The sequence below is a fragment of the Streptomyces sp. M92 genome (genome assembly GCF_028473745.1).
Classification (GTDB): domain Bacteria; phylum Actinomycetota; class Actinomycetes; order Streptomycetales; family Streptomycetaceae; genus Streptomyces.
The window spans coordinates 632,520-658,770 of record NZ_CP101137.1 but is presented as its reverse complement, the minus strand read 5'-3'; the positions used below and the strand labels follow the sequence as shown (position 1 = coordinate 658,770).

25 protein-coding genes and 1 pseudogene are annotated in these 26,251 nt (G+C 71.7%); 10 read left to right on the top strand and 16 right to left on the bottom strand.

Annotated features, from left to right (window positions below; genetic code table 11):
- The first annotated feature begins 90 nt into the window (after window positions 1–90).
- Both M6G08_RS03060 and M6G08_RS03055 read left to right on the top strand, forming a co-directional pair.
- Window positions 91–576, top strand: a complete 486-nt coding sequence (locus M6G08_RS03060) for a GntR family transcriptional regulator (RefSeq protein WP_272585637.1) — start codon at window positions 91–93, stop codon at window positions 574–576.
- A pseudogene (locus tag M6G08_RS03055) lies at window positions 573–1,336 on the top strand (GntR family transcriptional regulator). Before M6G08_RS03060 ends, M6G08_RS03055 begins: the two are co-directional and overlap by 4 nt.
- Window positions 1,337–1,339: 3 nt before the next feature.
- Here M6G08_RS03055 and M6G08_RS03050 read toward each other — a convergent pair.
- Window positions 1,340–1,795 carry a MarR family winged helix-turn-helix transcriptional regulator gene (locus M6G08_RS03050; RefSeq protein WP_272585636.1) on the bottom strand — a complete coding sequence of 152 codons (456 nt, stop codon included), beginning with the start codon at window positions 1,793–1,795 and terminating at the stop codon, window positions 1,340–1,342.
- Window positions 1,796–1,899: 104 nt separating this feature from the next.
- On the opposite strand from M6G08_RS03050, the gene M6G08_RS03045 reads away from it, so the two are divergent.
- The 3 genes from M6G08_RS03045 to M6G08_RS03035 all read left to right on the top strand — a co-directional run bounded on the left by M6G08_RS03045 (window position 1,900) and on the right by M6G08_RS03035 (window position 4,444).
- The gene (locus M6G08_RS03045; RefSeq protein ID WP_272585635.1) at window positions 1,900–2,922 is read left to right on the top strand and encodes an NADP-dependent oxidoreductase; all 1,023 of its coding nucleotides are present in this window, start codon (window positions 1,900–1,902) and stop codon (window positions 2,920–2,922) included.
- Between the two features lie 121 nt (window positions 2,923–3,043).
- On the top strand, window positions 3,044–3,463 hold the full coding sequence (locus tag M6G08_RS03040; RefSeq protein ID WP_102930817.1) for an organic hydroperoxide resistance protein: 420 nt from the start codon (window positions 3,044–3,046) through the stop codon (window positions 3,461–3,463).
- Window positions 3,464–3,589: 126 nt separating this feature from the next.
- The gene (locus M6G08_RS03035) at window positions 3,590–4,444 is read left to right on the top strand and encodes an EI24 domain-containing protein (protein ID WP_272585633.1); all 855 of its coding nucleotides are present in this window, start codon (window positions 3,590–3,592) and stop codon (window positions 4,442–4,444) included.
- Here M6G08_RS03035 and M6G08_RS03030 read toward each other — a convergent pair.
- The 3 genes from M6G08_RS03030 to M6G08_RS03020 all read right to left on the bottom strand — a co-directional run bounded on the left by M6G08_RS03030 (window position 4,395) and on the right by M6G08_RS03020 (window position 7,937).
- Complete coding sequence (locus M6G08_RS03030; RefSeq protein WP_272585632.1) at window positions 4,395–5,702, bottom strand: pyroglutamyl-peptidase I; 1,308 nt, start codon at window positions 5,700–5,702, stop codon at window positions 4,395–4,397. The two genes, M6G08_RS03035 and M6G08_RS03030, sit on opposite strands and share 50 nt — an antisense overlap.
- Window positions 5,703–5,981: 279 nt before the next feature.
- Window positions 5,982–6,959, bottom strand: coding sequence for an aldose epimerase family protein (locus M6G08_RS03025; RefSeq protein ID WP_272585631.1), 978 nt, complete (start codon window positions 6,957–6,959; stop codon window positions 5,982–5,984).
- 51 nt (window positions 6,960–7,010) lie between these two features.
- Window positions 7,011–7,937: an SGNH/GDSL hydrolase family protein gene (locus M6G08_RS03020; RefSeq protein WP_272585630.1), complete on the bottom strand. Its 927-nt coding sequence runs from the start codon at window positions 7,935–7,937 to the stop codon at window positions 7,011–7,013.
- 258 nt (window positions 7,938–8,195) lie between these two features.
- Between M6G08_RS03020 and M6G08_RS03015 the strand changes: the two genes are divergently transcribed.
- Window positions 8,196–8,690 carry a DUF3145 domain-containing protein gene (locus tag M6G08_RS03015; protein WP_272585629.1) on the top strand — a complete coding sequence of 165 codons (495 nt, stop codon included), beginning with the start codon at window positions 8,196–8,198 and terminating at the stop codon, window positions 8,688–8,690.
- An 86-nt stretch (window positions 8,691–8,776) separates the two neighbouring features.
- On the opposite strand, the gene M6G08_RS03010 is transcribed toward M6G08_RS03015, so the two are convergent.
- From M6G08_RS03010 to fasR, 5 genes are all read right to left on the bottom strand, one after another.
- Window positions 8,777–10,066: a beta-ketoacyl-[acyl-carrier-protein] synthase family protein gene (locus M6G08_RS03010; protein WP_272585628.1), complete on the bottom strand. Its 1,290-nt coding sequence runs from the start codon at window positions 10,064–10,066 to the stop codon at window positions 8,777–8,779.
- An 87-nt stretch (window positions 10,067–10,153) separates the two neighbouring features.
- On the bottom strand, window positions 10,154–10,402 hold the full coding sequence (locus M6G08_RS03005) for an acyl carrier protein (protein WP_019326292.1): 249 nt from the start codon (window positions 10,400–10,402) through the stop codon (window positions 10,154–10,156).
- Window positions 10,403–10,481: 79 nt separating this feature from the next.
- On the bottom strand, window positions 10,482–11,513 hold the full coding sequence (locus tag M6G08_RS03000; protein WP_272585627.1) for a ketoacyl-ACP synthase III: 1,032 nt from the start codon (window positions 11,511–11,513) through the stop codon (window positions 10,482–10,484).
- 16 nt (window positions 11,514–11,529) lie between these two features.
- The gene (locus M6G08_RS02995; protein ID WP_272585626.1) at window positions 11,530–12,468 is read right to left on the bottom strand and encodes an ACP S-malonyltransferase; all 939 of its coding nucleotides are present in this window, start codon (window positions 12,466–12,468) and stop codon (window positions 11,530–11,532) included.
- Between the two features lie 90 nt (window positions 12,469–12,558).
- Complete coding sequence (fasR, locus tag M6G08_RS02990) at window positions 12,559–13,764, bottom strand: PucR family transcriptional regulator (RefSeq protein ID WP_217252297.1); 1,206 nt, start codon at window positions 13,762–13,764, stop codon at window positions 12,559–12,561.
- A gap of 62 nt (window positions 13,765–13,826) precedes the next feature.
- Here fasR and M6G08_RS02985 point away from each other — a divergent pair, with 62 nt between their 5' ends.
- Window positions 13,827–14,483 carry a pirin family protein gene (locus tag M6G08_RS02985; protein WP_272591241.1) on the top strand — a complete coding sequence of 219 codons (657 nt, stop codon included), beginning with the start codon at window positions 13,827–13,829 and terminating at the stop codon, window positions 14,481–14,483.
- Between the two features lie 18 nt (window positions 14,484–14,501).
- Here the strand turns inward: M6G08_RS02985 and M6G08_RS02980 are convergent, their stop codons facing one another.
- The 3 genes from M6G08_RS02980 to M6G08_RS02970 are packed head-to-tail and all read right to left on the bottom strand — an operon-like array spanning window position 14,502 to window position 16,224.
- Entirely contained in the window at window positions 14,502–14,912 is a 411-nt protein-coding gene (locus M6G08_RS02980; protein ID WP_272585625.1) for a hypothetical protein, read from the bottom strand.
- Window position 14,913: 1 nt separating this feature from the next.
- Window positions 14,914–15,735, bottom strand: coding sequence for a serine hydrolase domain-containing protein (locus tag M6G08_RS02975; RefSeq protein ID WP_272585624.1), 822 nt, complete (start codon window positions 15,733–15,735; stop codon window positions 14,914–14,916).
- An 18-nt stretch (window positions 15,736–15,753) separates the two neighbouring features.
- Complete coding sequence (locus tag M6G08_RS02970) at window positions 15,754–16,224, bottom strand: GNAT family N-acetyltransferase (RefSeq protein WP_272585623.1); 471 nt, start codon at window positions 16,222–16,224, stop codon at window positions 15,754–15,756.
- Window positions 16,225–16,321: 97 nt separating this feature from the next.
- On the opposite strand from M6G08_RS02970, the gene M6G08_RS02965 reads away from it, so the two are divergent.
- Window positions 16,322–16,807, top strand: a complete 486-nt coding sequence (locus M6G08_RS02965; protein WP_272585622.1) for a MerR family transcriptional regulator — start codon at window positions 16,322–16,324, stop codon at window positions 16,805–16,807.
- Entirely contained in the window at window positions 16,804–17,820 is a 1,017-nt protein-coding gene (locus tag M6G08_RS02960) for an aldo/keto reductase (protein ID WP_272585621.1), read from the top strand. Before M6G08_RS02965 ends, M6G08_RS02960 begins: the two co-directional genes overlap by 4 nt.
- Before the next feature lie 78 nt (window positions 17,821–17,898).
- Here the strand turns inward: M6G08_RS02960 and M6G08_RS02955 are convergent, their stop codons facing one another.
- The 3 genes from M6G08_RS02955 to M6G08_RS02945 form a co-directional block, all read right to left on the bottom strand.
- The gene (locus M6G08_RS02955; protein ID WP_272585620.1) at window positions 17,899–18,768 is read right to left on the bottom strand and encodes a DUF4429 domain-containing protein; all 870 of its coding nucleotides are present in this window, start codon (window positions 18,766–18,768) and stop codon (window positions 17,899–17,901) included.
- A 75-nt stretch (window positions 18,769–18,843) separates the two neighbouring features.
- Window positions 18,844–20,052: an alpha/beta hydrolase family protein gene (locus M6G08_RS02950; protein ID WP_272585619.1), complete on the bottom strand. Its 1,209-nt coding sequence runs from the start codon at window positions 20,050–20,052 to the stop codon at window positions 18,844–18,846.
- A 54-nt stretch (window positions 20,053–20,106) separates the two neighbouring features.
- On the bottom strand, window positions 20,107–20,766 hold the full coding sequence (locus tag M6G08_RS02945; protein ID WP_272591240.1) for a TetR family transcriptional regulator: 660 nt from the start codon (window positions 20,764–20,766) through the stop codon (window positions 20,107–20,109).
- A gap of 191 nt (window positions 20,767–20,957) precedes the next feature.
- Between M6G08_RS02945 and M6G08_RS02940 the strand changes: the two genes are divergently transcribed.
- A complete protein-coding gene (locus M6G08_RS02940; RefSeq protein WP_272585618.1) occupies window positions 20,958–22,574 on the top strand; it encodes an MFS transporter in 1,617 nt (538 codons plus the stop codon).
- A gap of 511 nt (window positions 22,575–23,085) precedes the next feature.
- Here M6G08_RS02940 and aceE read toward each other — a convergent pair.
- Window positions 23,086–25,851, bottom strand: a complete 2,766-nt coding sequence (gene aceE, locus M6G08_RS02935) for a pyruvate dehydrogenase (acetyl-transferring), homodimeric type (protein WP_272585617.1) — start codon at window positions 25,849–25,851, stop codon at window positions 23,086–23,088.
- Window positions 25,852–26,251 lie beyond the last annotated feature (400 nt).

The following is a 26,251-nucleotide window of genomic DNA, read 5'->3' as shown; positions in this document are numbered from 1 at the left end:
CCCGTGGTCCCGTCGGCCTCGACGGGCATCAGGTCACTCACCGGGACACCGTGCTCATAGCGCTGGCTCCAGGATCCGTTGCGGCGGCGGTTGGTATGGATCAGCCCGGGCGCGGAGGCCGAGGCGCGGGGCCGTCGGGGGACCCAGCGCATCCTGCGCGCCGACGAGGTGGCCGCGCCCGCCGAGGTGGCGGAACTACTCGGCGTCGCCGAAGGGGATCCGGTCGTCGTGCGTCGGCGCCTGATCCTCCTCGACGAGATGCCGAACGAGCTGACCGACACGTACTACCCGCTGGCCATAGCCCAGGGCACCGCCCTGGCGCGCACCGCCAAGATCCGTGGCGGTGCCGTCACGCTGCTCGCCGAACTCGGTCACATCGGCGTCCTGGTGCGCGAGGACGTGACGGCCACGATGCCGGACGAGGAAGAGCGCCGGACCCTGAACACGGCCCCCGATGAGCCGGTGCTGCGGCTTACCCGAGTGACGCTCGACCGTGAGAACCGCCCGATCCAGGTGGACCGTATGGTGATGCCTGCCCTGCGGCAGAGACTGCGCTACGAGATCGAGATCGGATGACCGTGCCCCGAGCGGAAACGGAAGGCGTCGACCGTCGCTCCCTCCACGAGCGCATCGCCGCCGACCTGCGCGACGCCATCATGAGTGGCGAACTGGCGCCGGGCGCGAGTCTCCCCTCCACGGCGCGGCTCAAGGAGCGCTTCGACGCGTCGAACGCCACGGTGCAGAAGGCGTTGCAACTCCTCAAGGAGGAAGACCTCGTGGTCGGCAGGGCGGGAGCCTCCGTCACCGTCCGCGAGCACCGGCAGCGTACGGTCTCCCCGGCCGCGCTCACGACAGCGGACCACTGGCTCACGGAGGCCGCCAAGTACGGCACCCGCGCCCGCAGCGTTCTCCGTGAGGTCGCGGAGGTCCACCCGCCCGCCGCGTCCGTTCCGCCTTCGGTCTCCCCGCGGACGGCACGGCACTGTTGCGCAGCCAGATCCTCCTGATCGACGACGAGCCCGCGGAACTCGTCGACTGCTATTACCCGCCGGCCATCGCCCGGGGCACGGCGCTCATGGAGCGGCGCCGGATCGAAGGCGGCGCACCCGCGCTGCTGGCGGAACTGGGCCACCCCGGGCGCCGCAGCGTGGACCGGGTCTGCGCGCGGATCCCGACCCAGGAGCAGTACCGGGCCCTCCACCTCACCAGCAGCACACCGGTCCTGCGTACGCTCCGGGTCGTCCACGGGGACGGGGACAGCAGCCCGGTCGAGGTGACGGTCATGGTGAAGGCCGGGCACCTCTACGAGTTGCAGTACGAATTCGAAGCGTGCTGAGGATCAGCTCTCCGCCGAGTCCTCCCCGAGCATCCTCCGCAACGCGTCCCGCAGCGCCACCCGCTCCCCCTCCGACAACCCGGCGAGCGGCTCCCGCGCGAAGTGCAGCGACTCCCGCAGCCCCCGCGCGACCCGGCGCCCCTCGTCCGTCGCCGCCGCCACCTTCACCCGCCGGTCGGAGGGATCGGGCCGCCGTTCGACCAGTCCCCGTGCCTCCAGCCGGTCCACGATCCCGGTGACGTTCGACGGCTCGCACTTCAGTTTCCGCGCCAGCTTCCGCATCGGCAGCGGTTCCAGCGACAGCAGGCTGAGCAGCTTGGCCTGCGCGCCGGTCAGGGCGCGTTCCGCGGCCGCCTCCTCGTAGTCGGCGTGGAAGCGGGCCACGACCTCGCCGATCAGCTCGACGACTTCGAGAGTGAGTGCGTCGGGTCGACGGGTCGTGTCGCGTGGTGTGGCCATGGAATCCAGGGTAACCATTTGTTTGACAATGTGAAATGTTCAGTCGCATGGTTGTTTCATAGGCTGAAGCATTTTCTCCCCGCCCGCCACCAGGAAGGTGCGCCATGACCGACTCCCCCTCCCTCCCCTCCGTCAACCGCGAATGGCACCTGGCCAGCCGCCCGGTCGGCTGGCCCAAGCCCGAGGACTTCTCCCTCGTCGAGACGGAGCTCCCCACTCCGGGCGAGGGCCAGGTGCTCGTGCGCAACCTGTACGTCTCCGTCGACCCCTACATGCGCGGCCGCATGAGCGCCGCCAAGTCCTACGTCGCCCCCTACGAGCTGGGCAAGCCCATGCAGGGCGGCGCCGTCGGCGAGGTCGTCGCCTCCAACGCCGACGGCATCGCCGTCGGCGACCACGTCCTGCACTTCTTCGGCTGGCGCGAGTACGCCGCCGTGGACGCGAAGAACGCGGTGAAGGTCGACCCGGAGGCGGCGCCGCTGTCGACGTACCTGGGCGTGCTCGGCATGACCGGCCTGACCGCCTACGCCGGACTGCTGCGCACCGCGTCCTTCAAGGAGGGCGACTCGGTGTTCGTCTCCGGTGCCGCGGGTGCCGTCGGCAGCCAGGTCGGCCAGATCGCCAAGCTCAAGGGCGCCTCCCGCGTCATCGGTTCGGCGGGCTCGGACGAGAAGGTCAAGCTGCTCCTCGACGAGTACGGCTTCGACGCCGCCTTCAACTACAAGGACGGCCCGGTGAGCGAGCAGCTGCGCGCCGCCGCCCCGGACGGCGTCGACGTCTACTTCGACAACGTGGGCGGCGACCACCTGGAGGCCGCCATCGGGTCGCTCAACCGGGACGGCCGCATCGCCATCTGCGGTGCGATCTCCGTCTACAACAACACCGAGCCCGCCCCCGGCCCGAAGAACCTCGCCCGGCTGATCCAGACCCGCGGCCGTATCGAGGGCTTCCTCGTCGGCGACCACTACGACCTCCAGCCGCAGTTCGTCCAGGAGGTCGGCCCCTGGGTCCGCTCCGGCGAGCTGAAGTACCGCGAGACGGTCGTCGAGGGCATCGAGAACAACCTGGAGGCGTTCCTCGGAGTCCTGCGCGGCGACAACACCGGCAAGATGATCGTCAAGCTCTGACGATCCCGTGGCGTGGAGGAGGAGCGGCCTTCACTGAATTTCCGGCATGCGGTAGCGTCTTTCCGAAATCCGTCGTGGTCGTGGGCGCGAGTCACGGCGGACCGAGGAGGAAGACAACCGCATGCCCATTCAGCAGTCCGAGGTCCTCTACACCGCCGTCGCCACCGCCGAGAACGGCCGCGACGGCCGGGTCGCCACCGATGACGGCAAGCTCGACGTCGTCGTGAACCCGCCCAAGGAGATGGGCGGCAGCGGCGCCGGCACCAACCCGGAGCAGCTGTTCGCCGCCGGGTACAGCGCCTGCTTCCAGGGCGCGCTCGCCGTCGTGGCCCGCCAGGAGGGCGCCGACGTGTCCGGCTCGACCGTCACCGCGAAGGTCGGCATCGGCAAGAACGACGACGGCTTCGGCATCATCGTCGAGATCTCCGCCGAGATCCCGTCGGTGGACGCCGCCACCGCGCGCTCGCTGGTGGAGAAGGCCCACCAGGTCTGCCCGTACTCGAAGGCGACCCGCGGCAACATCACCGTGACGCTCGTCTGACCGCGGGCCGTCGCGCAGGACCCGACGCGGGACTCACCGGAGGCCGCACCCGGATGCACCGGGTGCGGCCTCCGGCGCGCTCCGGCGGCCCCGCCCGGCCGGTGCGGTCCCGGTAGAGTGCCGCACATGCGCGATCTTGGGGCGGGATTCGGTCACCTTCTGAAGGGCCAGCGCTGGGTGGCCCGGCACGGCAAGAGCTACGGCTTCGGGCTGGTCCCCGGCCTGATCACCCTTGTCCTGTACGTGGCGGCGCTGGTGTCGCTGGCGCTGTGGGGCACGGACTTCGTCGCCTGGGCGACCCCCTTCGCCGACGACTGGTCGAGCCCCTGGCCCGGCCTCTTCCGCGGCTTCCTCACCGCCGTCCTCTTCGCCCTCGCCCTGCTCCTGGCCGTCCTCACCTTCACCGCGGTCACCCTGCTGATCGGCCAGCCCTTCTACGAGAGCCTCTCCGAGCGCGTCGACCGGGACGTCTCCCCGGACGGCACCGCTCCCGAGTCGGACCTCCCGCTCCTGCGTGAACTGTGGATCTCGGGCCGCGACAGCCTCCGTATCCTCGTCCGCGCCGCCCTGTGGGGCGTACTGCTCTTCGCGCTCGGCTTCATCCCGGTCGTCGGGCAGACGGTCGTCCCGGTGGCCGGCTTCTTCGTCACCGGCTTCTTCCTCACCGAGGAGCTGACCTCCGTGGCCCTCCAGCGCCGCGGCGTCGAGCTGCGCGACCGGCTCGCCCTCCTGCGCTCCCGCAAGGCGCTGGTCTGGGGCTACGGCACCCCGCTGGCCGTGTCCTTCCTGGTGCCCTTCGTCGCGGTGTTCCTGATGCCGGGCGCGGTCGCCGGGGCCACCCTCCTCGCCCGCGACCTGCTGGGCGAGGAGATCCGGGACGGCTACGACGACGATGGCGACCGCCCCGACGGCGGCTCCGCCAGCCGGACGGTCAGCTCGGGTCCGACGACCGGTCCCGCCGGTCCGGCTCCGACGCGCTGACCGCCACCGCCACGATCGACCGCACCTGGGCCACGATGTCCAGCCGGTTCCGCACGAACGCGGGGTCGGTGACCGTCCCCGTCGCCGGGTCGGTGTTCCCGTCCCCGAACCGCAGCACCGGCGTGTGGACGTGCCCGCCCGGCAGCGTGCCGCGCAGCCCGAGCCGGTCCCGCAGCAGGGTCGCCCGGTAGGCGATCTCGTTGGAGAGGTAGTCCCCGCCGCCGCCCGCGCGGGCCGTCGAACCGGGCGTCGGGCCGTCCGGCCGTACGACCGCCTCCGTGCCGCCCGCCGGGATCTCCGTCACGCTCGTGTTGTCGTACACGGGGAACCGGCCGGTGTCCGCGGCCGTGATCGCCTCGTACGGCAGCGTCGTGGTCGTCCACTGCGGCTGCGAGGCCGGATCGGCCACGGGCACCGTCTCCGTACGGGAGACGTCGTCGTTGTCGGGGAAGCCGCCCCGCCACGCCCCGTTGGTCCGCTCCACGTCGAACCGCCCGACCCGGCCCTGGCTCACCGTCGTGAACAGGTCCACCCGCGGCAGGTACGGCCGCAGCGCTTCCTCCACCGCCCCTTGGGTGAAGTCCCGCCACCGCACCGGGAACACGGCCGTCTCCACCCGCGCGGGCCCCGCCTCCGTCCGGATCACCGTGCCGTCCAGCGCGAGCGCGGCGGCGCCGGACGGGTTGGAGATCCGGACGTCGCGGTCCAGGGTGAACGGGTCGAAGCCGGTCAGCAGGACCCGCTTGAGGCCCTTGCCGCGCCGCTGACCGCCGGGCAGGTCGATGTCGGTCTGGCCGCGCGAGGTGCGCTCCAGCACGCCGAGCAGCGCGTCCCGCTGCCGCTCCGTCAGCCGGAACCCCGGGTGCCAGGTGCGCAGTTCCCGGGTCATCCCGAGCCGCGCCCAGTACAGCGGCCGGTCGTCGTCCCGTGCGAGGTCCCCGCCGGCCGGCCCGCGCCCCTGCGCCCGGTCCACCGCCCGCCGCCACAGCGCCGAGCCCTCGCGCGCGACGAGACGGCGGGCCTCCCGGTAGGAGTCGGCCCGCCCGAGCCCGCGGGCGAACGCCGGTGCCGTCCCGGCGAAGCCGGAGCGCCGCAGGATCTCCCGGGGCACCTCGCCGTCGAGCCGCCGTTCCTCGACGGTGGGAGCGGGTGCGGTGGCGGTGGTGGCCGGGGGAGCCGCCGTGGCCGTCGCGGGGGCCAGGAGTCCCGCCACCAGGGCCAGTCCGAGTACGCCGGTGCGAACGCGTATGTGTGTCAAGGGAGTCCAGGCCTTCCGTCGCCGTGGGGTGCGCTGCGGACGGCGGCAGTATCGCGTGACGGAAGGGACGCGCGCTACGGCGAGCGGCTCATGGGCGTTTGTGAAGGGTTCGTACGAACTCCGCTTCGGGCGCTTGATCACCGGTCGTCGGATCCCGGCGGCGATTAACGTCTGGGACGGGCCGCCGCCCGACGGCGCGCCCCCGCGAGCAGCCCCGGCCCGGGACCTGACGGCCGGGCCGGGGCTCAGGACCGCGACCGGGGCCCGTGTACGCGCCCGCTACCGCACCGAGAAGCCGTACACCGTCTCCGAGTGGAACACCTCGCCCGGCCGCAGCACCGTGCCGGGGAACTCCGGACGGTTCGGGGAGTCCGGGAAGTGCTGCGTCTCCAGCGCGACGCCGTCGCCGGGCGCGAAGGGCTCGCCCAGGTGGTCGGCGGTGTACAACTGGAGGCCCGGCTCGGTCGTCGACACGGTCAGCACCCGCCCCGACGCCGGGTCGTACAGCTCGGCGACCTCGACGGCGGTGTCCGTCACGCCCTTGTCCAGGACGAAGTTGTGGTCGTAGCCGGAGCCGACCTTGCGCGGGCGCCGGAAGTCGAAGCGCGTGTCCGTCACGTCCAGGGGAGCGCCCGCCGGGATCAGGTCGGCGTCCACCGGCGTGATCCGGGATGCGGCGAGCCGCAGCTCGTGACCGCCCGCGTGCCCGGACCCGGGCCCGCCCAGGTTGAAGTAGCTGTGGTTGGTCGGGTTCAGCACGGTCGGCGCGTCGGTGACCGCCTCGTAGCCGATCCGCAGCGCGCCCGACGCGTCCAGCGCGTACGTCACCGACATCTCCAGCCGGCCCGGGAAGCCCTCCTCGCCGTGCGGGCTGACCCGGCTCAGCCGGACCCCGTCCGCGACCGGCGCCACGTCCCACACCCGCTTGTCGAAGCCGCGCTCGCCGCCGTGCAGCGAGTTCGGCCCGTTGTTGAGCGCCAGCGCGTACGTCCGCCCGTCCAGCGCGAAACGGCCGCCCGCGATCCGGTTGGCGTACCGGCCCACCAGCGCCCCGAAGTAGGGCTCCGGGTGCGCCAGGTAGCCGTCCAGAGCGGCGAACCCCAGCACCACGTCGGCACTGTTCCCGTCGCGGTCCGGGACCTCGGCCGACTGCACGATCCCGCCGTACGACAGGACCCGCACGCGTACGCCGGCCCGCTCGAGGGTCCAGCGGTGGACGGGGGTGCCGTCGGGAAGTGTGCCGAAGAGTTCGTTCATGTGCGGAACTCTAGGACACGCCGCCCAGGTCAGACCGGGTCAGGCCCGGGGTCAGGGCTGCTTCGCGGTGACCGCGCGGTAGGCGATCTCCGCCAGCCGCGCCTGGCCGTCCACGCTCGGGTGGAACCAGTCCCAGCGGCTCAGCTGGTCCGTGCCGAACCGGAACTCGTGCACCGCCCCGCCGTCGGTGCGGCACCGCCGGTCCTTCGCGCAGACGTCCCGCAGCACCGCGTTGTAGTCCTCCACCCGGTCCCGCACGGTGTTGCGCCGCAGCACCGCCGCCGAGTCCAGCGCGTCCGCGTCCGCCAGCATCGACGGACAGATGCCCAGCTTCCAGACCTGCTTGCCCAACGGGTTGGTGCGCCCCTGGGACCACAGCCGCTTCAGGTCCGGGATGCTCGCGACGTACACCTGCGCCTTCGGCAGCCTCTCGCGCAGCGCGCCCAGCGCCTCCTCGAACTGCGCCCGGAAGTCGGCCACCGACGTCATCGCGGAGGTCGTGGCCCGGCAGGCGTCGTTGGCCCCCACCATCACCGCCACCAGCTCCGGCTTTCGCGCGGCCGCCCGCGTCATCTGTCCCGTCAGGTCCGCCATCCGGGCGCCGGTGACCGCGTAGTTCCAGCTGTTCTCCGCCGCATCCGCCTGCCCGAGCAGCCGTACGGCCAGACTGTCGACCTCGGCGCTGGTGCCCGTGGCCCACGAGACCTCGGGACAGTCCGACAGGACCGCGCACGCGTCGAAGCCGCGCGTGATGGAGTCACCCACGGCGGCGACCGACTCCGGGCGGGTGTCCCACAGCGGAGCGGGCTTGGTGCTCTTCGACGCCGAGCCGGACGGGGCGGGGGAGTCCCCGCCCACCGCGTCGCAGCCCGTCGCGCCGACGACGGCCGCGGCCAGCACGGCCGTCGCGCGGACGGCGAGTACGGCACGCGCACGCCGGCGTACGCGCCACGCCCCGCGCTCCCTGCCCTGCCCCATGCCGGTCCCGTCCCTCGCCTCGTGCCTCCAGTGTGCTCAACCCATGACACCGCGCGAGGGTTCCCGGGGGCGGCGATGGTGCGTCTCACACCCGCACAAGCGTCCTGCCGGGTGAATGGCGGAGGTTTGTCGGCACCGGGACCGACGGTACGTCACACTCCGCGCCCCGGCGCACGGTAGCCTCGCCATCAACGTGGCCCGCCCGGCCACGGGCCGTTCCACCCGTTCCGAGATGTCCCGCTCAGCCCGGAGGTTCCGGTGACGACACGTGGAGTTCTGTACGTGCACTCCGCGCCGCGCGCGCTCTGCCCGCACGTCGAGTGGGCCGTCGCCGGGGTGCTCGGCACGCGCGTCAGCCTGGACTGGATCCGGCAGCCCGCCGCGCCCGGCACCTGGCGCTCGGAGTTCTCCTGGCAGGGCCAGGTCGGCACCGCCTCCAAGCTCGCCTCCGCGCTGCGGGGCTGGCAGCTGCTGCGCTTCGAGGTCACCGCGGAGCCGTCCGCGAACGCCGAGGGCGAACGCTACAGCTGCACCCCCGACCTCGGCATCTACCACGCGGTCACCGGCATCCACGGGGACATCCTGGTACCCGAGGACCGGCTGCGGGCCGCCCTGACCCGCTCCCAGCACGGGGAGAGCGACCTGGAGTCCGACATCGCCAGGCTCCTCGGCAAGCCCTGGGACGACGAACTGGAGCCCTTCCGCTACGCGGGCGAGGGCGCCCCGGTGCGCTGGCTGCACCAGGTGGTCTGAGCCCCGGCCCGCCGCCCCCCCGTACACGGACATGTGAAAGGGCCCCACCGGCCGGTGGGGCCCTTTCACACGCTTACGGAGGCCGCTCAGACCGTCCGGAACGCGAGTACGACATTGTGGCCGCCGAAGCCGAACGAGTCGTTCAGCGCGGCGATGCGGCCCTCCACCGGCAGCTTCCGGGCCTCACCGCGCACGATGTCCGCGTTGGCCTCGGCCTCCGGGTCGAGGTTCTCGACGTTGATGGTCGGCGGCGCCACCCGGTGGTACAGCGCGAGCACCGTCGCCACCGACTCCACGCCGCCCGCGCCACCGAGGAGGTGACCGGTCATCGACTTGGTGCCGGAGACCGCCATGTGGTCGACGTCGTCGCCGAGGACCTTGCGCAGCGCCTTCAGCTCGGCGATGTCACCGGCCGGCGTCGAGGTGGCGTGCGCGTTGACGTGCACGATCTCGGCCGGGTCCAGGTCGGAGCGGTCCAGCAGGTTCTGCAGGGCGTGCGAGATGCCGCGGCCCTCCGGCTCCGGCTGCACGATGTCGTGGCTGTCGGCGGAGACGCCCTGACCGACCGCCTCCGCGTAGACGCGGGCGCCGCGCGCGGCGGCGTGCTCCGCGGACTCCAGGACGAGGACGCCGGCGCCCTCGCCGAGGACGAAGCCGTCACGGCCCGTGTCGAACGGACGCGAGGCGCCCTGCGGGTCGTCGTTGTTCTTGGACATCGCCATCATGTTGCCGAACGCGGCGATGGGCAGCGGGTGGATCGCCGCCTCGGTGCCACCCGCGACGACGACGTCGGCGCGGCCGGTGCGGATCATCTCGATGGCGTAGCCGATGGCCTCGGCGCCCGACGCGCAGGCGGAGACCGGCGTGTGCACGCCCGCGCGGGCGCCCACGGCCAGACCCACGTTGGCGGAGGGGCCGTTCGGCATCAGCATGGGGACGGTGTGCGGGGAGACGCGGCGGACGCCCTTCTCCTTGAGCACGTCGTACTGGTCGAGCAGGGTCGTCACGCCGCCGATACCGGAGGCGATGACCGCGCCGAGCCGGTCGGGGTCGACGCTGCCGCCCTCACCGGGTTCGGTCGCCTCGCCGGCCTTGCCGGTGAAACCGGCGTCCTTCCAGGCCTCCTGCGCGGCGATCAGCGCGAACTGCGCCGAGCGGTCCAGCCGGCGGGCCTGCGGCCGCGGGATGACCTCGGAGGGGTCCACGGCGACGGGAGCGGCGATGCGGACCGCCTGGTCGGCGGCCCAGTCCTGCTCCAGGGGCTTGACGCCGGACTTGCCGGCGACCAGGCCCTCCCAGGTCGAGGCTGCGTCGCCACCCAGCGGTGTGGTTGCGCCGATACCGGTGACGACCACGGTGCGCTTGGTCGAGCTCACGGGAATTCTTTCTCCAACGGGATACGGATTCGTACGGCGCCACCGCCGGGTGGCGGGGCAGTCAGCCCAGAGACAGTGATCGGGTGATCAGCTCTGGTGCTTGAGGATGTACTCGGTCGCGTCGCCGACCGTCTTGAGGTTCTTGACGTCGTCGTCCGGGATCTTGACGTCGAAGCGCTCTTCGGCGGCGACGACGACCTCGACCATGGACAGCGAGTCGACGTCCAGGTCGTCGGTGAAGGACTTGTCCGTCTGGACGTCCTCAACCGGGATGCCGGCGATCTCGTTCACGATCTCCGCGAGACCGGCGACGATCTCTTCCTGAGTGGCGGCCATGATGGCGCTCCTTCGTAGATGTTCCAGAGTGGGTGGCTCTTGTGTTCCGCTCCGGACCGCATGATCCGGCACGGAGTGCCTAGGGGAGGGTAACGACCGTCGCGGCGTAGACGAGACCCGCCCCGAAGCCGATGACGAGCGCGGTGTCGCCGCTCTTCGCCTCGCCGGTCGCCAGGAGCCGCTCCATCGCGAGCGGGATCGAGGCGGCCGAGGTGTTGCCGGTGGTGCGGATGTCACGGGCGACCATGACGTGCTCCGGCAGCTTCAGTGTCTTCACCATCGAGTCGATGATCCGCACATTGGCCTGGTGCGGGATGAAGACGTCCAGGTCGTCCGGGCTGATCCCGGCCGCGTCCAGCGCCTGCTGCGCGACCTTCGCCATCTCGAACACGGCCCAGCGGAACACCGCCTGGCCCTCCTGCGTGATCGCAGGAAACTTCACGTTGCCCTCGGAGTCGAGGGGCAGTTCGGAGACGTCGCCGATCCGGAAGCGGTCCCACGGGACCGTCTGCTTGATCGTCTCGGACTTGTCGCCCTCCGAGCCCCAGACGGTGGGGCCGATCGCCGGCTCCTGGGAGGGGCCGACCACGACCGCGCCCGCGCCGTCACCGAAGAGGAAGGCCGTTGCCCGGTCCTCCAGGTCGGTCAGGTCGCTGAGCCGCTCCACGCCGATGACCAGGACGTACTCCGCCGAACCCTCGACGATCATGCCCTTGGCCAGCGTCAGACCGTAGCCGAAGCCCGCGCAGCCCGCGGAGATGTCGAAGGCGGCGGCCTTGTCCGTACCCAGCTTGTCGGCGATCTCCGTCGCGACGGCCGGCGTCTGGCTGAAGTGCGACACGGTCGAGACGACCACGGCGCCGATCTGCGAGGTGTCGATACCGGCGTCCGCGATCGCCTTGCCGGACGCCTCGATCGACATCGCGGCGACGGTCTCGTCGGGGCCGGCCCAGTGCCGGGTCTCGATGCCGGAGCGCGAGCGGATCCACTCGTCGGACGAGTCGATCGTCTCGAGGATCACCTCGTTCGGCACCACCCGGGTCGGACGGTAGCCGCCGACACCGAGGATGCGCGCGTACGGGGCGCCCTTGCTGGGCTTGATCTTCGACATGCTCTCGCGCTCCTTGTCAGGCCTGCTCGACGTGTCCGGCGTGCTCGGCCACGAGCTCGCGGGCCGCGTCGAGGTCGGCGGGGGTCTTCAGGGCCAGGGTCTGCACACCCGGCAGCGCACGCTTGGCCAGGCCGGTCAGGGTGCCGCCGGGGCACACCTCGATCAGCGCGGTGACGCCGAGCTCCTTGAACGTCTCCATGCACCGGTCCCAGCGGACCGGGTTGGCGACCTGCCCGACCAGGCGCTCCAGCACCTCGGCGCCGGAGGCGACAGCCTGCCCGTCCTTGTTGGAGACGTACGTCACCTTCGGGTCGGCGGGCGTCAGCGCCTTCGCGGCCTCGGCGAGCTTGTCCACGGCGGGCGCCATGTGGTGCGTGTGGAACGCGCCGGCCACCTTCAGCGGGACGACCTTGCGCACGCCCTCGGGCTTGTCCTCGTTCAGCGCGGTCAGCTGCTCCATGGTGCCGGCCGCCACGATCTGACCGGCGCCGTTCACGTTCGCCGGGGTCAGGCCGAGCTTCTCCAGGTGCGCGACGCTCACCTCGGGGTCGCCGCCGAGCAGCGCCGACATGCCGGTCTCGGTGACCGCGGCGGCCTCCGCCATGGCCAGCCCCCGCTTGCGCACGAGGGCCAGCGCGGCGGTGTCGTCGAGGACACCCGCGAACGCGGCGGCGGTGATCTCACCGACACTGTGGCCGGCGACCGCGCCGGGCGCGATCTCCGCGATGTCACCGAGTGCCGCGGCGGACAGCAGGCCCGCGGCGACCAGCAGCGGCTGCGCGACGGACGTGTCACGGATCTCGTCCGCGTCGCCCTTGGTGCCGTAGTGGGCGAGGTCGAGTCCGATCGCGTCGGACCACGCGGCGACGCGGTCGGCGGCGCCGGGAAGGGCGAGCCAGTCAGTCAGGAAGCCGGGCGTCTGGGCGCCCTGGCCGGGAGCGACGAGTACGAGCACTCTCACACTCTCTCTTGAGGACGGGCGCGGCCGCCCGTGAGGACAGGGACATAGAACACGAGGGGGTTTTGTAGACCCCCGACAAAAAGCCTAGAGTTGCGGATCTCCATCGGCCAGACGCCCCAGGATGAGCGCGATCCGCAGTGTGAACGCAGACCGTACATCAGAGGGTGACCAACCGGTGACGTCAGTCACACGTCGGAGCCGGTAGCGCACGGTGTTCGGGTGAACGAAGAGCATCCGGGCGGCCCCTTCGAGGCTGCTCGCCTGTTCGAGATAGACGCTGAGTGTTTCCAGCAGCGCCGCCCCGGCTTCCTCCAGTGGCCTGTAGATCTCCTCCACCAGCTGCACGCGGGCCGAGGGGTCGGAGGCGATCGCGCGCTCCGGCAGCAGATCGTCCGCCAGCACCGGGCGCGGGGCGTCCTGCCAGGCGGTGCAGGCCTTGAGACCGGCGGCGGCGGCCTGCGCGGACCGGGTCGCGGCGAGCAGGTCGGGCACCACCGGACCGGCCACCACCGGCCCCTGCGCGAACGGCCCGATCAGCGACTTGGCGACGGCGAGCGGGTTGTCGCTGCCGCCCGCGATCACCACCAGCCGGTCCCCGAGCACCCCGGTCAGCACCTGGAGCTTGGCGTGCCGCGCCGCCCGCCGGATCGCCTCCACGGTCAGCTCGGAGTCCCCGTCCGGCGCGGTGCCGAGGACGACACAGACATGCTCGGGCGAGTTCCACCCCAGCGCGGCCGCCCGGGACACGGCCCCCTCGTCGGCCTCCCCGCTGAGCACGGCGTTCACCACCAGCGACTCCAGCCGCGCGTCCCAGGCACCCCGTGCCTCGGCGGCCTGCGCGTACACCTGGGCGGTCGCGAAGGCGATCTCCCGGGCGTACACGAGCAGCGCCTCGCGCAGCACCGACTCGTCACCGGGCGCGGCGACCTCGTCGATGGCGGACTCCATCACCTCGATGGTGGTCCGCACCATCTCCACGGTCTGCCGCAGGGTGATCGCCCGGGTCAGCTCGCGCGGCGCGGTGCCGAAGACGTCGGTGGAGATGGCCTGGGGCGCGTCCGGCCGCCGGAACCACTCGGTGAACGCGGCGATGCCCGCCTGGGCCACCAGCCCGATCCAGGAACGGTTCTCCGGCGGCATGGCCCGGTACCACGGCAGGGTCTCGTCCATGCGCGCGATGGCCTGAGCGGCGAGCGATCCGGAGGACTGCTCCAGCCGCTTCAGGGTCGCGGTGTGCGGATGGACGGCGCGCGCCGCGGGCTCTGGCTTGCTGGTTTCGGGTTCGGGCACGGGGACAAGACTGCCTTATCGGGACGGGTGCGCGTGCCGCCGGGGCTACGGTGGACGGCGTGATGGACGTACGGCGCGCCGACGAGCGCTACCAGGGCGGTGACCCGGCGGCCGGGATCGAGACACGGCACGCCTTCTCCTTCGGCCCCCACTACGACCCCGGCAACCTGCGCTTCGGCTCGCTGATCGCCTGCAACGAGGAGCGCCTCGCCCCCGGCGCCGGCTTCGACGAACACCCGCACAGCCACACCGAGATCGTCACGTGGGTGGTGGAGGGCGAGCTGACCCACCGGGACACCGCGGGCCACGAGACGGTCGTGCGGGCCGGTGACGTCCAGCACCTCAGCGCGGCGGCCGGCGTACGCCACGTCGAGCGCAACGACGGCCCGGCGCCCCTGACCTTCGTACAGATGTGGCTCACCCCGATCGCCCCCGGCGGCGACCCCGCCTACGACATCGTCCGCGGCATCGCCGACTCCACCCCGTACGCCGTCCCGGAGGCCGGCGCGATGCTCCACGTACGCCGTCTGTCGGCGGGGGAGCGGACGGCGGTGCCGGACGGGGCGTGCGTGTACGTGCACGTGGTGCGGGGCGAGGTGGTGCTGGGCGGGGAGACGCTGGGCCCGGGGGACGCGGCCCGCGTCACGGACGCCGGGGCGATGGACGCGGTGGCGGTGACACGGGCCGAGGTGCTGGTGTGGGAGATGTCGGGGCGGTGACGCGGTGGGGGCCGCGCGTCAGGTCAGCGGGTGCCTGAACGGGCCCGCCGCCCTCTCGAAGGCGGCGAGGGTGGTCTCCGGCACGAGAACGGCATCGTGCTCCATGCCCTCGGGGAGCTGTCCGCGCATCTCTGCGCGGCACAGGAGCCTGCCGTCGGGGAGGAGGATCGCCGCGCGGAGCCGGTCCGCCAGCTCGACGACGGTCTTCCAGACGGCACCGGCCTCGGGGCGTATCACACTGATGAGGCCGCCGGAGACGCTCACCTCGGCCTCGCTGCCGTCCGTGGCGCGGATCCAGTACTCCGTCGCCGAGTCGATCACCCCCTCCGGCACGGCCGCGACGGCTGAGAGGACCGCCCGGACCAGGTCCATGTCGAAGTCGGCCAACTCTCCGTCGGAGAACCGGTAGAGGCCCAGGGAGTAGCCCACCTCAGCCGCGCGCCTCCGCCAGCGCCGCGTCCGTGAACGCCGGCCACACCTCGACCGCCCACGGCCCGAAGGCGCGGTCGGTGAGGGCCACGCAGGCGAGCCCGGCGTCCGGGTCGACCCACAGGAACGTGCCCGACTGGCCGAAGTGGCCGAAGGTCCGCGGCGAGGAGGTGGCGCCCGTCCAGTGGGGGGATTTCCCGTCCCGGATCTCGAAGCCGAGGCCCCAGTCGTTGGGGTTCTGGTGGCCGTAGCCCGGCAGGACGCCCTTCGTTCCCGGGTACTGGACCGTCATCGCCTCGGCGACCGTGCGCGGGTCCAGCAGGCGCGGCGCCTGCACCTCGGCGGCGAAGCGGAGCAGGTCCTCGACCGTCGACACCCCGTCCTTCGCCGGGGAGCCGTCGAGAGTGGTGTGCTTCATGCCCAGCGGCTCCAGTACCGCCTGCCGCGCGTACTCAGCGAACGGGATGTCCGCCGCCTTCGCGATGTGGTCGCCGAGCTGCTCGAAACCGGCGTTGGAGTACAGCCGGCGCTCCCCGGGAGGGGCGGTCACCTTGTGCTCGTCGAAGGCCAGCCCAGAGGTGTGGGCGAGCAGGTGACGGACCGTCGACCCGGACGGCCCGGCGGGCTCGTCCAGCTCGATCGCGCCCTCCTCGTACGCCACGAGCGCCGCGTACGCCGCGAGCGGCTTGGTGACCGAGGCGAGGGGGAAGCGGTGCGAGACCGGGCCGTGCGTGCCCAGGACCGTGCCGTCGGCGCGCACGACGCCCGCCGAGGCGGAGGGAACCGGCCAGTTCTCGATCAACGCGAAGCTCTGCAAGGACATGGCGTCGAGCCTAAGCGCTCAGAGCCTCAGCTCCAGCAAGGGGTCCGGCTTGGGCGCGAAGCCCATCGACACGTACATGGGCTCGGCCTGCGCGGACGCGGTGAGGCGCACCCGTCGGGCGCCGCGCTCGCGGAACCACTCCAGCAGGGCCTCCATGCAGGCGCGCGCGTATCCGCGGCGGCGTGCGTCCGGGTCGGTGGCGACGCTGAAGACGTAGCCGTCCGTGCCCCGCGGGTTGCCCGCGCCGCCGATGCGGTAGTCGAGCGTCCCGGCCACCAGGGCGGCCAGCGCCCCCGGGCGCTCCGGGTGGTCCGCGACGAACGCGGCGAAGTCGCCGTCCGGCTCGGCCAGCCTGCCGCGCAGCACGGGCAGAAACTCGGACTGCCACTCGGTGGACGGGTCGGACCGGGCCAGCGAGTCGATCATCAGCTGACGCAGCCGGAGCACTTCCTCCGCGTCCTCGGGCAGCGCACGGCGGACAAGGGTCATGCCGGGCATGCTAATCAGCCGGGGGCCTGCCCATCCCGCCGTTTTCCCGCCGTACGCGCTTGCTTGGAGTGCACTCCAAGGTCATAGCGTGTGGCACATGACGGTGATGCAGACCACGGCCGGGACCCTCGCGCCGGACTCCACCACAACGGACATCTGCTCCGCCCCGCCCCCGCGCCACCCGCGCCCCGACGGGCAGGACCGCTACACCATCAGCGAGGTCGTCGCCTTCACCGGGCTGACGGCCCACACCCTGCGCTGGTACGAGCGGATCGGCCTGATGTCCCACATCGACCGCTCGCACACCGGGCAGCGCCGCTACAGCAACCGCGACCTGGACTGGCTCGACCTCGTCGGCAAGCTCCGCATGACCGGCATGCCGGTCGCCGACATGGTCCGGTACGCGGAACTGGTGCGCGAGGGCGAGAGCACCTACCCCGCCCGGCGGGAACTGCTGGAGTCCACGCGCCGCGACGTGCTGACGCGGATCGCCGAACTCCAGGACACCCTCGCCGTACTCGACCGGAAGATCAGTTTCTACGGGGACGCCGGACGCGCCCGTGAAAAGGAGAGCACCCGATGACCGACAGCAGGATCCCGACGACGCGGCTCGGCGACGGCGGCCCCGAGGTGGGCGTCCAGGGCCTGGGCTGCATGGGCATGAGCTTCGCCTACGGTCCCCCGGACGCCGACGCGTCACGGGCGACCCTGGAACGGGCGCTGGAGCTCGGCGTCACGCTGTACGACACGGCCGACGCGTACGGGGCGGGCGAGAACGAGCGGTTCCTGGCGCCGTTCTTCCGGGCCCACCGCGACGAGGTCGTCGTCGCGACCAAGTTCGCCCTGTCCATTCCGCCGGACGACCCGACGAAGCGGATCATCCGCAACGACCCGCCGTACGTCCGCCAGGCCGTCGAGGGCAGCCTGAAGCGCCTCGGCATCGACGTCATCGACCTGTACTACATGCACCGGCGCGACGTGAACGTGCCGATCGAGGAGACCGTCGCCGTCATGGCCGACCTCGTGCGCGAGGGCAAGGTCAAGCACCTCGGGCTGAGCGAGGTGACGGGCGACGAGCTGCGGGCCGCGCAGGCGGTCCACCCGATCGCCGCCGTGCAGTCGGAGTGGTCGCTGTTCAGCCGGGACATCGAGGCGGGCGTGGTGCCGGCCGCCCGCGAGCTGGGCGTGGCCCTCGTCCCGTACTCCCCGCTCGGCCGCGGCTTCCTCACCGGTGCCTTCGCCGACGCCGACCAGGACCTCACGGACGGCGACTTCCGCCGTCAGCAGCCCCGCTTCACCGGCGACAACGCGGCGGCCAACGCGGCCCTCCTCGAGCCGGTCCGCACGATCGCCGAGGCCCACGGCGCCGCCCTCGGCCAGATCGCCCTGGCCTGGGTCCAGCAGCGAGCGGCGGTGCACGGCCTGCCGGTGGTCCCGATCCCGGGCACGCGGAAGCCGGCGCGAGTGGAGGAGAACACGGCGGCGACCCGGATCGTCCTGACGGAGGCCGAGCTGGCCCTGCTGGATCCGATCGCGGGAAAGGTGGCGGGCGACCGCTACGCGGACATGACGTTCGCTTCTGCCGGGCGTGAGTGAGGACACCCAGGGGCGCGGGGAACTGCGCGGCCAGCCACAGCCGGCCGGCACCCGACGAAACCGAACCCGGCAGACGCGTCAAAGCTCCGCCAACAACTCCGCCTTCTTCGAAGAGAACTCCTCGTCCGTCACCAGCCCCGCCTGATGCAGCTCCCCGAGATGCCGTATCCGCTCGGCGATGTCCGCCGGATCCCGCCGAGGCGCCGGCACGGGCACCGGCACCGGGGCGCCCGCGCCCCGCTCCCGCACCGCCGCCAGCACCGCCGCGGCGAACGGCAGTGACTCGTGCACCGGCCCGTACCCGAGCCCGAACACGACGGTGGCGGGGTCCTGGTCGGCCTGCGGAACGGCCGGCACGGCGGCCGTGGCGGACGCGTCCCGCGGCAGCAGCCGCAGGTATCCGTCGAACAGCTCGGGTGAGCGCCACTCCACTCCGCCCAGGCCGACGACCGGGAACGTCTGGTCGCCGGCCTTCCACTTCGCCGACGACGCGCCCGTCCAGAACCACCGGAAGGACACCGACGTGCCGTCGAAGGACGCCTTCCCGTCGTACGCCTTGAAGTGCAGCGGCGCCTCGGGCGCCGCCACCAGGTACCGCTCGGTCTTGCCGGACTCGGTCAGCAGCCCGCGCAGCTCGTCGGCGTAGTACTCCGCGAGCACCTCCCGCTCGGCGGGCAGCACCAGCCGGTACGGGTCGCACGCTTCCTTCAGCTGCCCGGCCGCCGCCTCCATCAGCGGGTCGGCGCCCGGGCGCGGCTCGACGCGCAGCACGACGGTGCCGCGCCTGCCGGGCGTGAGCGTCACGCCGGCGATCGCCTCCAGAGGTACCCGGCGTTCCCCCAGGGCCTGGAACAGCTTGGGTGTTCGAATCCCCCGTTCGTAGCGGATGAGCACGGAGTCGGACTCGAACTCCCAGGCGGCATGAAATCCGGCCAGTACGTCACCCATGCGGCTCATCGTATGCGGCACGAGCTCTTCCGTCCCCTCCCTGTGCAAACCGGAGTATCTGCACCTCTACGCGCGTCAGGCGGCCACCGCTTCGGACAAACCCGCCCGGCATGTGCCGTTCTCTCCGGCGCAGGCGACCGTGCGGTATGCGCCAACGCCGATCTCCGCGAAGTTCCGCAGGCTCTCCGTGCCCGGCACGAAGTAGCCGCTGTGCCCCTGGGCGCCCCGCGCGGACAGCACCCGCGCACCGAACGCGGCGGACACCGGGTCCGCGCCGTGTCCGAGGCCGCCGACCTCCAGGTACGGAACGTCCTGGATCCAGTCGTCGGCGTCCCGCATCGCCCACACGCGGGCGGAGGTGTCCAGGTGGGCGGCCTTCTCGACCCGCATGCCGGGGCTGCCGGCCACCGCTATGTCGGTCACCCGCACGGGCAGGTCGTCGGCGGCGAGGCCGCAGACCACCGAGCCGTAGCTGTGGCAGAAGAGGGAGACCGGGACCCGGCCGGGCAGCGCCCGCAGCAGGGCGTTCAGCCGGACGGCGCCGTCCTCGGCGCGGGCCGCCGTGGCCGCCTCCATGCCGAGTCCGCTCGGCGAGGTGTAGTCGGCCCAGGCGATCACGGCGGTGCGCGTGCTGGGGCTCACCGTGTGCTCGGCCGCGTACAGCGACTCGGCCATGCCCGCGGGCGCCGAGTACTTGCGGACGGTGCGCTGGAAGGTGAGCAGATCGGTGTCCACGCCGGGCACGACGACGGACACCCGGTCGGCGCGGTTCAGGTTCCCGAAGACCTCGGCGACCTTGCCCGAGCCCGCGGGGTCGAAGGCGAGGATGTGGCGGTCGGGGTCCAGCAGGGAGTCGTAGCGGTGTGCGCGCCGGCCCGCCTCGCGCTGCCCCGACGGGGACAGGCGTTCGTCGTGCATCCGCAGTCGCTCCACCGCGCGTGCCTTGCGCAGTGCCGCCCGGTTGGCGAGGTAGCGCACGTCCACGGGGGCGCCGTTCATGTTGCCGACGGCGAGGGGGTAGCGGCGGGCCAGGCTTCCCCGCTGCCGGTCGGAGAGCGAGGCGAAGAACCGGGCCAGCCGGGCGGGGGCCGACTGCGCGTCGGGCAGCCGGCGTCCGTCGATCCGGCCGTGCTCCCAGGCCGCGACCGACGCTTCGAGGGCCGTGGGTCCCCGCTGGTTGCGCAGGGCGGTCCAGCCGGTGGTCGCCAGCATCACGAACACCACGGCCAGGGCGAGCAGCGCGCGCCAGGCATTGAGTTGCGGGGAGGTGTCGAAGGAAGTCACTGGGAGGACACACTAGGAGAACGGGACGGTCTCGCGTGAATCCAGTGACACGGATCACGTTTCGGTCTTCCGGCAGGGGGTTGCTACGGCCTTCCCACTGGATTCCCCCCCGGTCCGCCAGTCGCCCGTGAGGGCGGGCTCGACCTGGTCGAGGTAGGCGGAGGTCAGCTCGCGCAGCGCCGCGAGGCCGGTGTCGTCCCGCGTCGACCAGATCCGTTCGGTGACCCTCATGACCGCCCCGAAGACGGCCACGACCACGCGGGGCCGGGGGTCGGTGTCGACGTCGAGGTGCTCGCGGTCGGCGACGACGCGGGCGATCTCCTCCTCCAGCTCGGTGGCGCGCCGCAGGTGGGCGGCGAGCAGGGCGGGCGTCGACTCGATCACCCGGTAGAACCGCATGTGCAGCTCCAACGGAACGAGCTGCTCGACGGCCTCCCCGATGGTGTCCCAGCTCTCCACGAGGGCGTGACGCAGCGCGTCCAGCGGCGCCTCCTCGGGCGGCCGGCGGCGTACGGCGTCGACGAAGTGCGACTCCGCGAGCCGTGACACGAAGAAGGCGGCCTCCTCCTTGCTGGCGAAGTAGCGGAAGAAGGTGCGCTGCGAGATCTCGGCCGCCTCCGCGATGTCGTCCACGGTCGTCGCCTCGTAGCCCCGCTCCGTGAACAGCTCGAGGGCGGAGCGCAGCAGGGTGTCCCGGGTGCGCTGCTTCTTCATCTCGCGCAGACCCTGCGGGGGTGCCGTCTCCGCCGTCTTCAAAAGGTCGCTCCTCGGGTCGGCTCGGGTGTGTCGCCGTGCTGTCGTTCTCGCGCCGTTTCCGCAGTTCAGGCTAGCCGCAGATGTCCTGTCAGTTACCGACCGGTGAAACCGTTTGTCAACTGTCAGTGGCTGTCATTAGCCTCCCCGGTATGACTAGTCAGACCACCATCGACAAGACGGGGCCGGGGGACGGACCGCCCACCCCGTCGGGCCCGGCGCCGGCCTCGGGGTTGCGCGGACACCCGTGGGTCACCCTCATCACCGTCGCGGTCGGGGTCATGATGGTGGCCCTCGACGGCACCATCGTGGCCATCGCCAACCCGGCCATCGGCAAGGACCTGGGCGCCAGCTGGTCCGAGCTGCAGTGGATCACCAACGCCTACTTCCTCGCCCTCGCGGTCTCCCTGATCACCGCGGGCAAGCTCGGTGACCGCTTCGGCCACCGGCAGACCTTCCTCATCGGCGTGGCAGGCTTCGCCGCGTCCTCGGGAGCCATCGGGCTCTCCGACAGCATCGCCGCCGTCATCGTCTTCCGTGTCTTCCAGGGACTGTTCGGTGCCCTGCTGATGCCGGCCGCGCTGGGCCTGTTGCGGGCCACCTTCCCGGCCGAGAAGCTCAACATGGCCATCGGCATCTGGGGCATGGTCATCGGCGCCTCCACCGCGGGCGGCCCGATCCTGGGCGGCGTGCTGGTCGAGCACGTCAACTGGCAGTCGGTGTTCTTCATCAACGTGCCGGTCGGCGTCCTCGCCGTGGTGCTGGGCGTACTGATCCTGCTGGACCACCGGGCCGAGAACGCGCCGCGCTCCTTCGACGTCGTCGGCATCGTCCTGCTGTCGGCCTCGATGTTCTGCCTGGTGTGGGCGCTCATCAAGGCGCCCGAGTGGGGCTGGGGCTCCGGGCAGACCTGGCTGTTCATCGCGGTCTCGGTGGTGGGCTTCGCCGCCTTCTCCTTCTGGGAGACCAGGGTGAGGGAGCCGCTGATCCCGCTGGCGATGTTCCGCTCGGTGCCGCTGTCGGCGGGTGTCGTCCTGATGGTCCTGATGGCCATCGCCTTCATGGGCGGCCTGTTCTTCGTGACGTTCTACCTCCAGAACGTGCACGGCATGAGCCCCATCGACGCCGGGCTGCACCTGCTGCCGCTCACCGCGATGATGATCGTCGCCTCGCCGCTGGCCGGCGCGATGATCACCAAGGTCGGGCCGCGCGTGCCGCTCGCGGGCGGCATGGTCTGCACCGCGATCGCCATGTACGGCATGTCCACCCTGGAGAAGGACACCGGCAGCGTCGCGATGTCGGTCTGGTTCGCGCTGCTCGGTCTCGGTCTCGCGCCGGTCATGGTGGGTGCCACCGAGGTCATCGTGGGCAACGCCCCGATGGAGCTGTCGGGCGTCGCGGGCGGTCTCCAGCAGGCGGCGATGCAGATCGGCGGCAGCCTCGGCACGGCCGTGCTGGGCGCCGTGATGGCCTCCAAGGTCGACGGCGACCTCGCGGGCAACTGGACGGACGCGGGGCTGCCCGCGCTCACGCCGGAGCAGGAGGAGCTGACGGCGCAGGCGGTGCAGCAGGGCATCGCGCCGGTGCCCGAGGGCACCCCGGAGCAGATCGCCGCGAAGATCACCGACGTCGCGCACGACACCTTCATCTCCGGCATGAGCCTGGCGTCGCTCGTCGCCGCCGGTGTGGCCGCCGTGGCCGTGCTGGTCGCCTTCCTCACCAAGCGCGGTGAGAACGCGGAGTCCGGTGCGGGCGTGGGCCACATCTGAGGAATCGCCGTGCGAACCCGGCCCTGTTCGCCTATCCGGGTGACAGGGCCGGTGAACCCTCCCCTCCGAGGGGCCTCCCAGGTCACAGTGGGTCAAGTCCTCCGCAGGGCACGGAGGGCGAGAGGCTGCGGCGCGCTGCTGGAGGGGGGCAGCGCGCAGGCAGCACGCCGCGGGCAGGCATGAGCCGCCGTGCGGGGGTACCCGAACTCCGCGAGGGGTTCAACGAGTTGATGACGGCGAGCGTCGGAGCCGACTCGCGCGGGTGCCCCCGCTCACACGGCCGGACGTGGTCATGGACCGGGCCGGATCGCGCGACCCCCGACTCGCCGTCGTCGGGCTCATCCGCCGTCCGTGCCTCGGCCCTTTCCGCGCACGCCGCGCCTACGTCGTACGGAGGACGGAGGCCGGGAAGCATCGTACGGAGGCCGGAAAGACGGCCGGGGCGGCGGAGCCGAAACCCGCCACCCCGGAAACCCGCCCCCCGGAAACCGCCGAGTGTGCGCCTGCGCGCCTACGCGTCCCCGCCCGCGACGCCGGGGTCGGCCGCCGCCACGTCGAGCAGCCGGTACCGGTCGATCGCCTGCTTCAGCACCGACCGGTCGACCTTCCCCTCCCGCGCCAGCTCGCTCAGCACCGCCACCACGATCGACTCCGCGTCGATGTGGAAGAACCGCCGGGCCGCCCCGCGCGTGTCCGCGAAGCCCCAGCCGTCCGCGCCCAGCGACTGGTACGTCCCCGGCACCCAGCGCGCGATCTGGTCCGGCACCGACCGCATCCAGTCGGAGACGGCCACGAACGGCCCCTGCGCACCGGCCAGCTTCCGCGTCACGTACGGCACCTGCTGCTCCTCCTCGGGGTGCAGCAGATTGTGCTCCTCGCAGGCCACCGCCTCGCGCCGAAGCTCGTTCCAGGAGGTCGCCGACCAGACGTCGGCGCGTACGTTCCACTCCTCGGCGAGGATCCGCTGGGCCTGGACCGCCCACGGCACCGCGACCCCGGACGCCATGATCTGCGCCGGGACGGCACCGGAGGTCCCCTCGCTGAAGCGGTGGACGCCCTTGAGGATGCCCTCCACGTCCACGTTCTCGGGCTCGGCCGGGTGCTGGATCGGCTCGTTGTAGACGGTGAGGTAGTAGAAGACGTCCTCGCCGTGCGGGTGGTGCTCGTCCGCCCCGTACATGCGGCGCAGGCCGTCCCTGACGATGTGCGCGATCTCGAACCCGAAGGCCGGGTCGTAGGCCACGCACGCCGGGTTGGTGGAGGCGAGCAGCTGGGAGTGGCCGTCCGCGTGCTGCAGACCCTCACCGGTCAGCGTCGTACGTCCCGCGGTCGCGCCCAGTACGAAACCGCGCGCCAGCTGGTCGCCCATCTGCCAGAACTGGTCACCGGTGCGCTGGAAACCGAACATCGAGTAGAAGACGTAGACCGGGATGAGCGGCTCGCCGTGCGTGGCGTAGGCCGATCCGGCCGCGATCAGCGAGGCTGTGCAGCCCGCCTCCGAGATGCCGTCGTGCAGCATCTGCCCGTTCGGCGCCTCCTTGTAGGCGAGCAGCAGGTCCCGGTCCACGGACTCGTACTGCTGGCCCAACGGGTTGTAGATCTTCGCACTCGGGAAGAACGAGTCCATACCGAATGTGCGGTACTCGTCCGGCGCGATCAGCACGAACCGCTTGCCGATCTCCTTGTCCCGCATGAGGTCCTTGAGCAGTCGCACGAACGCCATCGTCGTCGCGATGGACTGCTGACCCGACCCCTTCTTCACGGTCGCGTACGTCTTGTCGTCCGGCAGGGCGAGCGGCTTCGACCGTACGACGCGGGTCGGCACGTAGCCGCCGAGGCCGAGCCGGCGGTCGTGCATGTACTGCATCTCCTCCGTGTCCCGGCCCGGGTGGTAGTACGGCGGCGGGCCGGACTCCAGCTCCTTGTCGGAGATCGGCAGGTGCAGCCGGTCGCGGAAGCGCTTGAGGTCGTCGACCGTCAGCTTCTTCATCTGGTGGGTGGCGTTGCGGCCCTCGAAGTTCGGGCCCAGGGTCCACCCCTTGATCGTCTTGGCGAGGATGACGGTGGGCTGGCCCTTGTGCTCCAGCGCCGCCTTGTACGCCGCGTAGATCTTCCGGTGGTCGTGACCGCCGCGCCCCAGGTGCAGGATCTGGTCGTCGGTCATGTTCTCGACCATCGCGCGCAGCCGGTGGTCGTCGCCGAAGAAGTGGTCGCGGATGTAGGCGCCGGACTCGGTGGCGTACGTCTGGAACTGGCCGTCCGGGGTGGTGTTCATCCGGTTGACCAGCACGCCGTCGCGGTCCTGCGCGAGCAGCGGGTCCCAGGTGCGGTCCCACACCAGCTTGATCACGTTCCAGCCGGCGCCCCGGAAGACCGACTCCAGTTCCTGGATGATCTTCCCGTTGCCGCGCACCGGGCCGTCCAGGCGCTGGAGGTTGCAGTTGACCACGAAGGTCAGGTTGTCCAGGCCCTCGCGGGCGGCGATGGAGAGCTGGCCCAGCGACTCCGGCTCGTCCATCTCGCCGTCGCCCAGGTACGCCCACACGTGCGACCTCGACGTGTCCGCGATCCCGCGCGCGTGCATGTAGCGGTTCATCCGCGCCTGGTAGATCGCGCCGATCGGGCCGAGTCCCATCGAGACCGTCGGGAACTCCCAGAAGTCCGGCATCGAACGGGGATGCGGGTACGACGACAGCGCGTTCGGCGCCGCCGACTTCTCCTGCCGGAAGCCGTCCAGGTGCTGCTCGCTGAGCCGGTCCAGCAGGTAGGCGCGCGCGTAGATGCCCGGCGAGGCGTGGCCCTGGAAGAAGACCTGGTCGCCGCCGTCGCCCTCGTCCTTGCCCCGGAAGAAGTGGTTGAAGCCCACGTCGTACAGGGACGCCGAGGAGGCGAACGTGGCGATGTGGCCCCCGACCCCGATGCCGGGCCGCTGGGCGCGCGAGACCATCACCGCGGCGTTCCACCGGGTGGCGTTGAGGATCTTGCGCTCGATCTCCTCGTTGCCGGGGAAGAACGGCTCGCTCTTGGTCGGGATGGTGTTGACGTAGTCCGTGCTGCGCATCTCGGGCACGGCCACGCGCTTCTCACGGGCCCGCTCGATCAGCCGCAGCATCAGGTAGCGGGCCCGCTCCCGGCCGCGCGCGTCGACGGCGGCGTCGAGGGAGTCGAGCCACTCCTGCGTTTCCTCGGGGTCGAAGTCAGGAACCTGACTCGGAAGGCCGCCAATGATGATCGGACTGCGATCACTGCGATCACTGCGGTCGGATGCGGAAGCCACGCTGTTCCTTCGCTGTCAGAGGGCCACTTTGCCGGATGCTGCCTGATGCCGGATGCTGCCTGTGTCTGCGCCGATTCCCCGCCGGATCCCCATCGTGTACCTCACGGGGGCAAACGTCATCTGTACCGTGGGGTAACCGGTCCCCCCATGGGGATCGGGGGCACGTTCATTCGAGTCTCGTACCCACGCATGGTTCCCAAATACGCAAACGGGGCAGATAGGTGTGGTGTACGTCACCTTCGGTCTGGACGGCATGGCTGGAGTTGCGGCGACACGGCCGGGATCGTCACCGTTTCGGCGGTCCCAGTCGCCGGGTACTTGCGCGATCCGTCCCGCCCGTGTGGACTACGGCCAAGCTTCGCGCACGCGCGTGGCTGAAGACATCTACCGAACATGATCA

Excerpts from the sequence above, each read along its gene's own strand:
- M6G08_RS03050 (WP_272585636.1), bottom strand. The coding sequence starts at position 1,795 with ATGGCCACACCACGCGACACGACCCGTCGACCCGACGCACTCACTCTC.
- M6G08_RS03045 (WP_272585635.1), top strand. The coding sequence starts at position 1,900 with ATGACCGACTCCCCCTCCCTCCCCTCCGTCAACCGCGAATGGCACCTG.
- M6G08_RS03040 (WP_102930817.1), top strand. The coding sequence starts at position 3,044 with ATGCCCATTCAGCAGTCCGAGGTCCTCTACACCGCCGTCGCCACCGCC.
- M6G08_RS03035 (WP_272585633.1), top strand. The coding sequence starts at position 3,590 with ATGCGCGATCTTGGGGCGGGATTCGGTCACCTTCTGAAGGGCCAGCGC.
- M6G08_RS03025 (WP_272585631.1), bottom strand. The coding sequence starts at position 6,959 with ATGAACGAACTCTTCGGCACACTTCCCGACGGCACCCCCGTCCACCGC.
- M6G08_RS03020 (WP_272585630.1), bottom strand. The coding sequence starts at position 7,937 with ATGGGGCAGGGCAGGGAGCGCGGGGCGTGGCGCGTACGCCGGCGTGCG.
- M6G08_RS03005 (WP_019326292.1), bottom strand. The coding sequence starts at position 10,402 with ATGGCCGCCACTCAGGAAGAGATCGTCGCCGGTCTCGCGGAGATCGTG.
- M6G08_RS03000 (WP_272585627.1), bottom strand. The coding sequence starts at position 11,513 with ATGTCGAAGATCAAGCCCAGCAAGGGCGCCCCGTACGCGCGCATCCTC.
- M6G08_RS02985 (WP_272591241.1), top strand. The coding sequence starts at position 13,827 with ATGGACGTACGGCGCGCCGACGAGCGCTACCAGGGCGGTGACCCGGCG.
- M6G08_RS02975 (WP_272585624.1), bottom strand. The coding sequence starts at position 15,735 with ATGTCCTTGCAGAGCTTCGCGTTGATCGAGAACTGGCCGGTTCCCTCC.
- M6G08_RS02970 (WP_272585623.1), bottom strand. The coding sequence starts at position 16,224 with ATGACCCTTGTCCGCCGTGCGCTGCCCGAGGACGCGGAGGAAGTGCTC.
- M6G08_RS02965 (WP_272585622.1), top strand. The coding sequence starts at position 16,322 with ATGACGGTGATGCAGACCACGGCCGGGACCCTCGCGCCGGACTCCACC.
- M6G08_RS02960 (WP_272585621.1), top strand. The coding sequence starts at position 16,804 with ATGACCGACAGCAGGATCCCGACGACGCGGCTCGGCGACGGCGGCCCC.
- M6G08_RS02955 (WP_272585620.1), bottom strand. The coding sequence starts at position 18,768 with ATGGGTGACGTACTGGCCGGATTTCATGCCGCCTGGGAGTTCGAGTCC.
- M6G08_RS02945 (WP_272591240.1), bottom strand. The coding sequence starts at position 20,766 with ATGAAGAAGCAGCGCACCCGGGACACCCTGCTGCGCTCCGCCCTCGAG.
- M6G08_RS02940 (WP_272585618.1), top strand. The coding sequence starts at position 20,958 with ATGACTAGTCAGACCACCATCGACAAGACGGGGCCGGGGGACGGACCG.